This window comes from Catellatospora vulcania (genome assembly GCF_009720385.1).
In the GTDB taxonomy this organism is placed as follows: Bacteria; Actinomycetota; Actinomycetes; order Mycobacteriales; family Micromonosporaceae; genus Catellatospora; species Catellatospora vulcania.
In genome coordinates this window covers 1-11,667 of the sequence record NZ_WARX01000037.1, presented here as the reverse complement: position 1 = coordinate 11,667, position 11,667 = coordinate 1, and the positions used below count along the sequence as shown (strand labels likewise).

At 70.9% G+C, this 11,667-nt stretch carries 10 protein-coding genes; 3 read left to right on the top strand and 7 right to left on the bottom strand.

Features of this window, described 5'->3' with window-relative positions:
- Positions 1-255: 255 nt before the first annotated feature.
- From F6W97_RS38800 to F6W97_RS38785, 4 genes are all read right to left on the bottom strand, one after another.
- Positions 256-1,545 (bottom strand): cellulose-binding domain-containing protein, encoded by a 1,290-nt coding sequence (locus F6W97_RS38800; protein WP_155375595.1) that lies wholly within the window; start codon positions 1,543-1,545, stop codon positions 256-258.
- Between the two features lie 202 nt (positions 1,546-1,747).
- A complete protein-coding gene (locus F6W97_RS38795; RefSeq protein WP_155375594.1) occupies positions 1,748-3,385 on the bottom strand; it encodes an ABC-F family ATP-binding cassette domain-containing protein in 1,638 nt (545 codons plus the stop codon).
- Between the two features lie 74 nt (positions 3,386-3,459).
- Complete coding sequence (locus F6W97_RS38790; protein ID WP_155375593.1) at positions 3,460-3,711, bottom strand: UBP-type zinc finger domain-containing protein; 252 nt, start codon at positions 3,709-3,711, stop codon at positions 3,460-3,462.
- Positions 3,712-3,714: 3 nt separating this feature from the next.
- Positions 3,715-5,280 carry a Na+/H+ antiporter gene (locus F6W97_RS38785; RefSeq protein ID WP_155375592.1) on the bottom strand — a complete coding sequence of 522 codons (1,566 nt, stop codon included), beginning with the start codon at positions 5,278-5,280 and terminating at the stop codon, positions 3,715-3,717.
- Positions 5,281-5,700: 420 nt separating this feature from the next.
- Between F6W97_RS38785 and F6W97_RS38780 the strand changes: the two genes are divergently transcribed.
- From F6W97_RS38780 to F6W97_RS38770, 3 genes are all read left to right on the top strand, one after another.
- A complete protein-coding gene (locus F6W97_RS38780) occupies positions 5,701-6,048 on the top strand; it encodes a hypothetical protein (RefSeq protein WP_155375591.1) in 348 nt (115 codons plus the stop codon).
- An 82-nt stretch (positions 6,049-6,130) separates the two neighbouring features.
- Positions 6,131-7,510, top strand: a complete 1,380-nt coding sequence (locus tag F6W97_RS38775) for a serine hydrolase domain-containing protein (protein ID WP_155375590.1) — start codon at positions 6,131-6,133, stop codon at positions 7,508-7,510.
- Positions 7,511-7,520: 10 nt separating this feature from the next.
- Positions 7,521-8,246 carry a PIG-L deacetylase family protein gene (locus tag F6W97_RS38770; protein WP_155375589.1) on the top strand — a complete coding sequence of 242 codons (726 nt, stop codon included), beginning with the start codon at positions 7,521-7,523 and terminating at the stop codon, positions 8,244-8,246.
- Positions 8,247-8,389: 143 nt separating this feature from the next.
- Here the strand turns inward: F6W97_RS38770 and F6W97_RS38765 are convergent, their stop codons facing one another.
- The 3 genes from F6W97_RS38765 to F6W97_RS38755 all read right to left on the bottom strand — a co-directional run bounded on the left by F6W97_RS38765 (position 8,390) and on the right by F6W97_RS38755 (position 11,595).
- The gene (locus F6W97_RS38765) at positions 8,390-9,199 is read right to left on the bottom strand and encodes a hypothetical protein (RefSeq protein ID WP_155375588.1); all 810 of its coding nucleotides are present in this window, start codon (positions 9,197-9,199) and stop codon (positions 8,390-8,392) included.
- 180 nt (positions 9,200-9,379) lie between these two features.
- Positions 9,380-10,777, bottom strand: a complete 1,398-nt coding sequence (locus F6W97_RS38760) for a GH1 family beta-glucosidase (RefSeq protein WP_155375587.1) — start codon at positions 10,775-10,777, stop codon at positions 9,380-9,382.
- A complete protein-coding gene (locus tag F6W97_RS38755) occupies positions 10,774-11,595 on the bottom strand; it encodes a carbohydrate ABC transporter permease (RefSeq protein WP_155375586.1) in 822 nt (273 codons plus the stop codon). The genes F6W97_RS38760 and F6W97_RS38755 overlap by 4 nt, the downstream gene beginning before the upstream one ends.
- Positions 11,596-11,667 lie beyond the last annotated feature (72 nt).

The following is an 11,667-nucleotide window of genomic DNA, read 5'->3' as shown; positions in this document are numbered from 1 at the left end:
CTCACCTGTGGTCGTGCCCTTCGTCAATGCTGCGCTCGCAGCACGGACACCCTTTCGGCGGTCGATCGACGCCCTACGTGAGGAGGGCGTGTACGTACTGCTCGGAAAACGCGACGCCTGGGAGCCGCACGAACCCGGGACGGGACACGCGCGCCAGGGCGCCTTCCCGTGGTCCGCTGCGCTGGAAGTCGCCGGCAGTCTCGCGCAAGGAGGTTCGCAGGGCCCGGCAGCACACCTGCCGGGCCCCGTGTCCGATCAGTAACCCCAGCGGTTCTTCAAGTGTCGCCAGAAGTCGCGCAGCATCCACCGGTCGAACTCGGTGATGCTGGTGGCGCTGCCCGCCTTCATGATGAAGCAGCACTGGCCGGTGGGCGTCCAGTCGTAGAAGTCGTCGAGGCCGAAGGTGTGCCCGACCTCGTGCAGGTAGATGTGGATGTTCTCGGAGTTGAGCGCCCCGGTGAAGTACTCGCTGCTCACCCGCTGGCCCCAGTCGCCACCGGCCCCGCCGCTGAAGCCCGAGGTCAGCCACAGCGACTGATCGTAGTGATGCGACGCGCCGCCGGGGCAGCCGCTGTAGTTGCCGTCGATGTGGAAGAACCTGCCGCACGGCTCCGCGCACTGCGGCGCGTTCTCCCGGATGTTGTTCACGTAGATGTCGACCGAGTTGTCGGTCCACTCCAGGGTCGCGCGATCGCGCACGGCCCAGCCGACGACCTTCACCGGCACCTCGGCGTACGGCCAGCCGTTGTGCCCGGCCATCACGTCCATCCACTTCTTGAACTGGCGTTGCAGCGCCGCGTGGATCTGGTCGCGCAGCGTCGCGCTCACCCGGGCGCTGGAGTCCCAGCGCACGCAGTAGTTGATCCGCCCGCCGCCGGCCATGACCTGGTCCCAGCCGTAGTTGCGGAAGGTGAGTAGTTGCGGATACGTGGACTGGTAGTGCGACCACACCTCGTTGAGCGGCGTGACCAGATTGCTCGGCGGATTCCAGCCGCTGGTGGGCGGGCTCGACGGGGACGCCGAGGGCCGCGGCGACGCCGAAGGTGACACCGAGGGCGACGCGGATGGCCGTGGGGACGCCGAGGGTGAGGACGGCGGCGTGGGCGACGCGCTGGACGGCGTGCCTGTGCAGGCGACGTTGTTCAGGGTGAACGCGGTCGGGATCGGATTGGCGGTGGTCCAGGCTCCGTTGAAGCCGATCGTGGTGCTCGCGTTCGTGCCGAGGCTGCCGTTGTAGCCCATGTTGACGGCGGTGACCTGGCTGCCGCTCTGTGTGTAGGTGGCGCTCCAGCCCTGGGTGACGGCCTGGCCGGCGGCCGGGAACGTCCACCGCAGGGTCCAGGCGGTGAGCGGGTCGCCGAGGTTCTTGATCACGATGTCGCCGGTGAAACCACCGGACCATTGCGACGGGACGGTGTAAGTGACCTGGCAGCCGGTGACGGCGGCCTGCGCCGCGGTGGCCACGAAGCACCAAGCGGTCACGGCGGACGCCACGGTCACGGCGACCGCCGAGGTCAGGGCACGACGATGTCTGGTGTTGAGCATGGAGGACTCCGGGGATGTGGGCGCGCGTGACGCGCCATGCGAGTGCGAGGCACGTGGCACGACCGCCCGGTGTCGAGGCCACGCATGGACGCGGATCGAGTCCGCGTCCGGCTCCAGGAGACCACGATGCAGGCCGAAAACCTTTTCGGCAACCCGCTGCGCCGACCGATCAGGACGGCATGGCCGCCGTGTCCGGCCCCGGTCAGCTCGCGGTGACCCGTCCGGCCTCGACGGACAGCATCCGGTTGGTCTGCACGGCCTGCAGCATCTGCCGGTCGTGGGTGACCAGCAGCAGCGTGCCCGTGTACGACTCCAGGGCCTGTTCCAGCTGCTCGATGGCGGCCAGGTCGAGGTGGTTGGTGGGCTCGTCGAGCACCAGCAGGTTCACACCCGAGGCCTGCAGCAGCGCCAGCGCGGCCCGCGTGCGCTCGCCCGGCGACAGGGTGGCCGCCGGGCGCAGCACGTGCGCCGCGCGCAGCCCGAACTTGGCCAGCAGGGTGCGCACGTCACCCGGGGCCAGCGCTGGCGCCGCGGACTGGAACGCGTCGACCAGCGGCTGGTGGCCGAGGAAGCGGCCGCGGGCCTGGTCGATCTCGCCGACGACGACGCCGGGGCCGAGCGAGGCGGTGCCCGCGGCGAGCACGGCCCGGCCGAGCATGGCCCGCAGCAGGGTCGACTTGCCGGAGCCGTTGGGGCCGGTCACCGCGACCCGATCGGCCCAGTCGATGCGCAGGTCCACCGGCCCGAGCGTGAAGTCGCCCTGGCGTACGACGGCGTTGTTGAGGGTGGCCACGACCGCCCCGGCGCGCGGGGCGGCGGCGATCTGCATGCGCAGCTCCCACTCCTTGCGCGGCTCCTCGACCTCGTCCATGCGCTCGATCAGGCGCTCGGTCTGGCGGGCCTTGGCGGCCTGCTTCTCGGTGGCCTCGGTGCGGAACGCCCGGCCCATCTTGTCGTTGTCGGGCGACTTGCGGCGGGCGTTCTTGACGCCCTTCTCCATCCAGGAGCGCTGCATGCGGGCCCGTGCCAGCAGGTCGTCCTTCTTGTCGGCGTACTCGTCGTAGGCCTCGCGGGCGTGCTGGCGGGCGACCTCGCGCTCGGCCAGGTAGGCCTGGTAGCCGCCGCCGTACTGGCGCACCTGCTGCTGGACCAGGTCGAGTTCGACGACCCTGGTCACGGTGCGGGTCAGGAACTCGCGGTCGTGGCTGACCAGCACGGTGCCCGCGCGCAGCTCGCCGAGGAAGCGTTCCAGCCGGTCCAGCCCGGCCAGGTCGAGGTCGTTGGTCGGCTCGTCCAGCAGGAAGATGTCGTACCGGCTGAGCAGCAGTGACGCCATGCCCGCGCGGGCGGCCTGGCCGCCGGACAGGGCGGTCATCGGATGGTCGAGGTCGACGTCGAGGCCCAGCTCCGCGGCGACCGCGGCGGCCCGCTCGGGCAGGTCGGCCCCGCCGAGTTCGAGCCAGCGCTCCAGGGCCTCGCCGTAGCGGTCGTCGGCGCCGTCCGCGCCTTCGGCCAGCGCCATGGCCGCGTCGTCCATCTCCTGCTGGGCCCGCGCCACGCCGGTGCGCCGGGCCAGGAAGTCGCGCACGTTCTCGGCGGGCCGCCGCTCGGGCTCCTGCGGCAGCAGCCCGACGTTGGCCGTGGGCGGGTTGAGGGTTACGGTGCCCTGCTCGGGTGTGGCCAGACCGGCGAGCAGGCGCAGCAGCGTGGACTTGCCGGCCCCGTTCACGCCGACCAGGCCGACGACCTCGCCGGGCGCGACGACCAGGTCGAGGTCGCTGAACAGCGTCCGCTCGCCGTGCCCGGCGGCGAGGCCACGGGCCACCATCGTCGCGCTCATGCCCGCTCCTCGCTGCCGCTCACCCGCGAAGCCTATCCGCCGCCCCGTTCAGCGGCCCCGACCGGGCGCGGACCTCAGCCCACGACCTCGTGCAGGTAGCACCAGCGCCAGTCCTCGCCCGGTTCGAACGACTGGATGACCGGGTGCCCGATCTCGTGGAAGTGGGCGGTGGCGTGTTTGTGCGCGGAGGAGTCGCAGCAGCCGATGTGGCCGCAGGTCAGGCAGCGGCGCAGGTGCACCCAGGTGGTGCCGTCGCGCAGGCACTCCTCGCAGCCGTCGGCGCGGGCCGACGGGTCGTCGGCGTTCTTCAGGTCCTCACAGCTCATACGTCAGTCCATCCGTTCCAGCATCGACTCTTCCAGGTCCATGTCGCGTTGCGCCCGGACGAGCACGTCCTCCGGGATCCGGCCCGCGTCGCGAGCCGAGCGGAACACCGCCCGCTCGGCCTCCAGCATCTCTCGGCGCAACCGTACGTAGACGGCGGTTGGCGTTTCCCGGTCGGCCCCCAGCCGCTCCCACACCGCGTTGGAGCGCCGTTCGGTGAGCCCGCGCAGCTTCTCCACGACGTCGGGCGGGGCGGTGTGGGCGAGGCTCTCCAACCGCTCGCGGGCGGCCTTGCTGGCCTGCTGCTGCGCCTGCGCCTCGGCGAGGATGTCCCCGGTCCGGTCGTCGGCCTGGACCTTCAGCATCCGGACCACCATCGGCAGGGTCATGCCCTGCAGCACGAGGGTGCCGACGATGACGGCGAAGGCGAACCACACGAACAGCGCCCGGGGGTAGGGCATGCCGCCGGCGAGCGCGGTCGGCAGCGCCAGCGCGGTGGCCAGGGTGACCACGCCGCGCATGCCGGCCCAGGAGATCACGGTGGCCCCGGTGAAGTCGATGCCGGTGCCGTGGCGGCGCACCACCGGCACCAGCCGGACCAGGTAGGTGACCGGGTACATCCAGACGAACCGAGCGATGATCACGGTGGCGAGCACGGCGAGGGTCAGCCCGGCCACCTCGGCCACGGGAGTGTTCAGGTCGGTCAGCACCTCGCGCAGTTGCAGGCCGACCAGCAGGAACACCAGGCCTTCCAGCATGAAGGTGACCATGCGCCAGAACGCGCCCATCTGCAGGCGCGAGGCGGCCGACATCAGGGTCGGCATCCGGTGGCCCAGGTACAGACCGGCCACCACCACCGCGACCACGGCCGACGCGTGGATGACTTCGGCGATCACGGTCACTGCGAACGGGGTGAGCAGCGAGATCGAGTTGTCGATCAGCGGGTCGCGGGTGCGCCGGTGCAGGAACGCCGCGGTGAGCGCGCCCAGCGCGCCGACCAGGATGCCGCCGCCGGCCGCGAGCACCACCTGCTGGGCCACGCCCATCGGCCCGACCGCCGTGCCGACCGCGACCACGACCGCGACCCGGAAGGTCACCAGCGCGGTGGCGTCGTTGAGCAGGCTCTCGCCTTCGAGGATGGTCACCAGCCGACGGGGCAGCCCGATGCGTTTGGCGATGGCGGTGGCCGCGACGGCGTCGGGCGGCGCGACCACCGCGCCGAGCGCGAGGCAGGCGGCGAGCGGCACCTGTGGCAGCAGCGCGTGCACGAGCAGGCCGACCGCGACCGCGGTGAACAGGGTCAGCCCGACGGCGAGCAGCAGGATCGAGCGGATGTTGTGCCGGAACGCCGGCACGGAGGTCTCCAGCGCGGCGACGTACAGCAGCGGCGGCAGGACGCCGATGAGCACGATCTCCGGCTCCAGCACGATGACCGGGAATCCGGGCACCAGGGCCAGCGCCAGCCCGACCACGACCAGCACGATCGGGTTGAGCAGGTTGTACCGGCGCGACAGCGCGGACACCGCGACGACGATCACGGTCAGCACGACCGCCACCACGAGGGCATTCACGTGTCAGAGCCTATGGTGTGGCGCGGCCCTCGGTGTACATGTCTACGGTCACCGCGCCCATCCGGTGCAGCCGGGCACGAATCTCCGCTGCTGACGGGCGTACGGCTGCCACTGACCGGCCGGTAGGTAAGATATCCCTCCCAAGTGATGGGAAACATGCGTTGAAGCGCATGGGTTCACCTGATGTTCACCCTTCCCTGCCGACCGGTCAGGCAACCCCGCCCACCGCCCGGTTACCGCCCCCGATGGGCGTTCTACCTGCCGGTCGGTAGGCAGGCTAAATGAACTCCCCGTGAAAGCACCCCTGACCTGCCGCCCGGCAAGGCATTTGCCCAGTACACGACGTTGACCAGGTCCCGGGCCGGATGTTTGATCGATTGGTTCCGCTTGATCAGCCATCTTTTGGGAGGAGGGTGTTCGATGCAGGAGACCGCTCGTGCCATCGGCCACCGGCTGCGGATCACCACCACGATGTTCAGCCTGATGCTGTTCCTCGTCGCCGGGCTCACCGTCATGGCGCAACCGCAGCGGGCGTCGGCCGCGCAGCTCACCGAACCGGTTTCGGTGTCCGTGCAGGAATCGACCACGTCCGCAGTCGACGGCGGGAAGCGCTGCTGGAAGCAGACCTACCGCTGGCACCACCGCACGTACAAGAAGTGGGTGTGCAAGTACGACCACCACTACAAGCGGCACTACAAGAAGAACCACCACCACAAGAAGTACGACAACCACGGCAACAACCACCATGGGTACAGCAACCACCGTTGAGGTACGCCCGTCCCGGGCCGGCGGCCCCGACCGCCGGCCCACCCGGGCCCCACGGAGCCCGTCCCGATGGCACGATGGCCGGATGCCTGAGATGGACCTGTTGCCGGCCACCCGCCGCGCCCTGCTGCACCGCATCGCCACCGCCCAGGCCGAGGGCCGCGCGCCGTCCCTGGTCGGCGCCGTCGTCCGCGACGGCTTGCCGGTGTGGACCCACGGCCGCGGCCTCGTCGGAGGGCAACCCCCGACCACCGACACCCAGTACCGCATCGGCTCGCTGACCAAGACCTTCGTCGCCGTACTGGTGCTGCGCCTGCGCGACGAGGGCCGGCTCGACCTGGCCGACCCGCTCGGCACGCACCTGCCCGCGGCTCCCCCGGACACCGCCGCGCTGACCGTCGCCCAGCTGCTCGCGCACACCGCGGGCCTGGCCTCGGAGACCCCCGCCCCGTGGTGGGAGCGTACCGACGGCGGCTGCCGCCCCGAGCTTGCCGACGTCCTCGACGCGGACGGGGTCAAGCACCCCGCCGGGCGCGTGTTCCACTACTCGAACCCGGGCTTCGCGCTGCTCGGCGCGCTCGTGGAGCAGTTGCGCGGCAAGCCGCTGGAGCAGGTGCTCGCCGAGGAGATCACCGGGCCGCTGGGCATGACCCGCACCTCGCTGCTGCCGCAGGCGCCGCACGCCGACGGCTGGGCCGTACACCCGTGGGCCGACGTGCTGCTGCCCGAACCCGCCACCGACACCGGCCGGATGGCCCCGGCCGGGCAGCTCTGGTCCACCGTCGACGACCTGTGCCGCTTCGCCGCGTTCCTGGCCAAGGGCGACCCGGCGGTCCTACCGGAGGCGACTCTCGCGCAGATGCGCACGCCCGCCGCCCCGATGGACGGACCCGTCTGGGACCTGACCTACGGCCTGGGCATGCAGCTCAAGAACGACCACGGTCGGCTGCTGGCCGGGCACACCGGTTCCATGCCCGGATTCCTGTGCACGCTGTGGGTCTGCCCCGCCGAGGGCCTCGGCGGCGTCGTGCTGGCCAACACCACCTCGGGGATCCCCATCGGCGCGCTCGGCGCCGACCTGGTACGCATCACCGCCGAACACGAGCCGCGCATCCCGGACGCGTGGGCCCCGCTGGAGACCTACGACCCGGCGCTGCTGGAACTCACCGGGCCCTGGTACTGGGGGCCGGGTGGGATAGCGATCCGGCTGGGCGCCGAGGGCGAGCTGAACCTCGGGCCGCTGACCGGCAGCGGCCGCAGCTCCCGACTGAAGGCGCAGGCCGACGGCACCTGGCTCGGCCTGGAGGGCTACTACACGGGCGAGACGCTGCGCGTGGTGCGCGACGCCGCCGGCGCGGTGACCCATCTGGACCTGGGCAGTTTCGTGCTCACCCGGCAGCCGTACGGTTCGGACACGGTCCCGGGCGGCGTCGACCCGCTGGGTTGGCGCGGCGGGCCCGCGTAGGGTCGGGGGCATGGATCAACTGGAGCCGATGCCGTCGGACTGGACCCGGGCCCTGGCCATCGCCGCCCACCCGGACGACCTCGAATACGGCGTGTCCGGGGCGGTGGCCGCGTGGACCGCGGCGGGCAAGGACGTGCGCTACACCCTGGTCACGCGCGGCGAGGCCGGCATCGACACCCTCCCGCCGGACGAGTGCGGTCCACTGCGCGAGGCCGAGCAGCGCGCGGCGTGCGCCGAGGTCGGCGTGTCCGAGCTGGAGTTCCTCGGCCACGCCGACGGCGTCGTGGAGTACGGCCTGGCCCTGCGCCGGGATCTGGCCGCGGCGATCCGCCGCCACACGCCCGACCTGGTGGTCACCGCGAACTTCCACGACAGCTGGCCCGGCGGCGGCTGGAACTCCCCCGACCACCGCAACGTGGGCCGGGCGGTCATGGACGCCGTCGGCGACGCGGGCAACCGCTGGATCTTCCCGGAACTGGTGGCGCAGGGCCTGGCTCCGTGGGGCGGCGTGCGTTACGTCGCCGTCGGCGGCTCCCCGCAGGCCACCCACGCCGTCGACATCACCGACACGCTGGACCGGGCCGTCGCCTCCCTCGACGCGCACCACGCCTACCTGGCCGCGCTCGGCGACCACCCGATGGCCGCCACCCGCGACTTCCTGGAATGGATGGCCGACCTGACCGCCCCGCGCTTCGGCGGCCGCCGCGCCGCGGCCTTCGAGCTCTACCGCATGTGACCGCCCACCCGCGGTGACCACGCGGCCCACCTTTTATAGACGTTGGCCTATCTGGATGAGAATTCGACGATCGAACTCATTCAGATAGGCCAACGTCTATCAGGAGGCAGGTGCCGGCAGGCGCGGGCCGACGGGCCGACGGGTCAGCGGGCGGCGGTGTCGCTGTGCCGGCCGACGTTCGCGGGCATCGGCTTACGCCGGGAGCGCGCGGCGGCGAGCTGCACCGGCGCACCGGGCGCGGCCCCGAGCAGGTCCTGCTGCTGGCGCTCGTACAGGTAGGACGACATCGCGTAGAAGAAGGTGATCACGCCGAGCATCTCGCACAGTTCCTCGACGGATGCCGCGAGCAGGTATTCCATGTACCCGGCCCCGGGCGCGACGTTGCCGCTGACGTCCCGGCCGACGAACGCCCCGACGATCTCCATGCCGACCGCGCCGAGCACGAACAGCACTCCGCCGCCCGACACCAGCAGCCGGGTGCGCACCGGCAGGTGGAACAGGAACTTCAGATACGACACGCAGAAGACCAGCACGAACGGAGCGGCGACCACGATCCAGGACAGGTATGACGCCTTGCCCAGGTTCACCAGGCCCATCTTGCGGCTCATCTCGTGCATCTGCGTGATCTCGTCCATCGACAGCGCCGCGAACACGACCGACAGGATGCGCCAGTGCTTGGCGTACTTCTCCCCGCGGGCGCTGACGTTGTTCGCGATCTCCCACAGCACGTACGCGGCGAGCAGCAGCAGGGCCCCGGAGAACCAGGTGGGGAGGTTCTTCTCCTTGTCCACGTTGAAGAACGTGGTCCACCAGGCGAACGCGGGGATCACGTTGTGGTGGCCCAGCCCGTGGTAGAGGTAGTTGCCGCCGAGGCTGAGCACGTGCAGGCCGGCGACGAAGCACAGCAGGAAGCGCACCAGCGTGCGGGGAGTCGGCAGGTTGATTCTCATCACGGGCCCTATTCGACGGCGGACCACCCGGTGCGACCGGGAGGCGTGGTTGCCGAATATAACGGTCGAAATCACCCAAACGACTCTTGACTTTGCAGAATTCATGCCGCGGGTCCCCCACGACGGCGGGGCGCGGCCCGGCTTCCGCCGTGACCGCGCCCCGGATGGCCCGTGATCAGGCCGTCAGCTCAGGCCGTTGCGTCCGATGACCTCGGCGTACCAGAGAGCGCTGTCCTTGGGCAGGCGGCGCTGGGTGTCGTAGTCGACGTGCACCAGCCCGAAGCGCTTGCCGTAGCCGTACCCCCACTCGTAGTTGTCCAGCAGCGACCAGGCCAGGTATCCGCGCAGGTCGGCCCCGCCCTCGATGGCGGCATGCGCGGCCCGCAGGTGCCCGTCCAGGTACGCGATGCGCTCGTCGTCGGCCACCCGGCCGCCTTCCACCACGTCGTCGTAGGCCGCGCCGTTCTCGGTGATCATCAGCGGCACGCCCGGATAGTCCGCCGCCAGGCGCAGCAGCAGCTGGGACAGGCCGGTCGGGTCCACGGGCCAGTCCATCGCGGTCACCGGCGCGCTCTGCGTCACGAACTCGACGCCCTCGCTGCCGGGATGCGCCTCGCCGCTGTGCACACCGACCTGGGCCCGCACCAGCGCGGGCTGGTAGTAGTTCACGCCCAGCAGGTCGATCGGGGCGCCGATGAGCGCCTCGTCCCCGGCTTGGATCACCCCCGCCGCGCCGAACCGCTCGAACAGCGCGAGCATGTCCTGCGGGTACTGCCCGCGCAGCGCCGGGTCCAGGAACAGCCGGTTCTGCAGCCCGTCGATGAGCCGGGCCGCGGCCTGGTCGTGCGGGTCGGCCGGGGTGAACGGCCGCACGTCGGTGAGGTTCAGCGTCAGCGACACCTCGCGCGCCCCGCCCGCCCGCAGCGCCCGTGCCGCGAGCCCGTGCCCGAGCATCAGGTGGTGCACCGCCTCGAACGTGGCGCGGGGGTCCTGCCGGCCGGGCGCGTGCACGCCGCTGCCGTAGCCCAGGAACGCCGAGCACCACGGCTCGTTGAGGGTGGTCCAGGTGCGCACCCGGTCCCCGAGCCGCGCGATGGTGGCGGTGGCGAGGTCGGCGAGGTAGTAGGCGGTGTCGCGGTTGGTCCAGCCGCCGCGGTCTTCGAGGACCTGGGGCAGGTCCCAGTGGTAGAGGGTGACCATGGGGTCGATGCCCTGGTCGAGCAGTTCGTCGACGAGGCGGTCGTAGAAGTCCAGGCCGCGGGTGTTGGCGGGGCCGGAGCCGTCGGGCTTGATGCGCGGCCACGCCACCGAGAACCGGTAGGTCCCGAGGCCCAGCCGCTTCATCAGCGCGACGTCGTCGCGGTAGCGGTGGTAGTGCTCGCAGGCGACGTCACCGGAGTGGCCCTCGAAGACCTTGCCCGGCGTACGCGCGAAGGTGTCCCAGATCGACGGGGTACGCCCGTCCTCGGCCGCGGCCCCCTCGATCTGGTAGGAGGCGGTGGCCGCACCCCAGCGGAACCCGGCCGGGAAGCTCACCGGCGCGTTGCCGGTCAGCTGCTCCTCTGTGGTGGCCAGCGTCATGACTTCACCGCTCCCTGCATGATGCCGCCGATGATGTACTTGCCGAGCAGCGCGAACACGATCAGCAGCGGGATGGTCGCGATCGCCGTGCCGGTCAGCGACAGTGAGTAGTCCTGGATGTAGCCGCTGGCCAGTGTCGACAGCGCGGTCTGCACCGTCGGGTCCTCGGGGGTCAGCACGACCAGTGGCCAGAAGAAGTCGTTCCAGGCCGTCATGAACGTCAGCATGCCCAGCACGGCGGCGGCCGGCTTAGAAGCGGGCAGGACCACGTGCCAGAAGATGCGGAAGGTGTGGCAGCCGTCGACCCGGGCCGCCTCGATCAGCTCGCTGGGCACGGCTTCGCGCAGGAACTGGGTCATGAAGAACACGCCGAACGCGGTGACCAGGCCGGGTGCGACGACGGCGTACATGGTGCCGGTCCACTCGATCTTGGCCATGAGCATGTACAGCGGGATGATGCCCAGCTGCGTCGGGACCATCATGGTCGCGATGAGCATGACCAGCATCGCGTTGCGGCCCTTGAAGTTCAGCTTCGCGAACGAGAACCCGGCCAGGGTCGAGAACAGCACCACGCTGATCGTGATCGCGATCGACACGACGAACGAGTTGGTCAGCGCCTTGGCGAAGTCGACGGTCCCGAAGGCGCGTTCGAGGTTGGCGAACAGGTTCGGGCCGATGCCCAGCGGCGGCGGGACCTGCCCGAGGATGCCGTTGTCGTGCGAGGCGACGACCAGCGACCAGTACAGCGGGAACCCGGAGAACAGCGCGAGCCCGGCCAACGCGAGGTAGGTGAGCTTGCCGGGACGGCGGTCAGCCATGAACGACCGCCTACGACGCCGGTGCACCTGCGGCTCGGCCGCCACGGCGGCGGCTGTGCGAGCAGGCGCAGA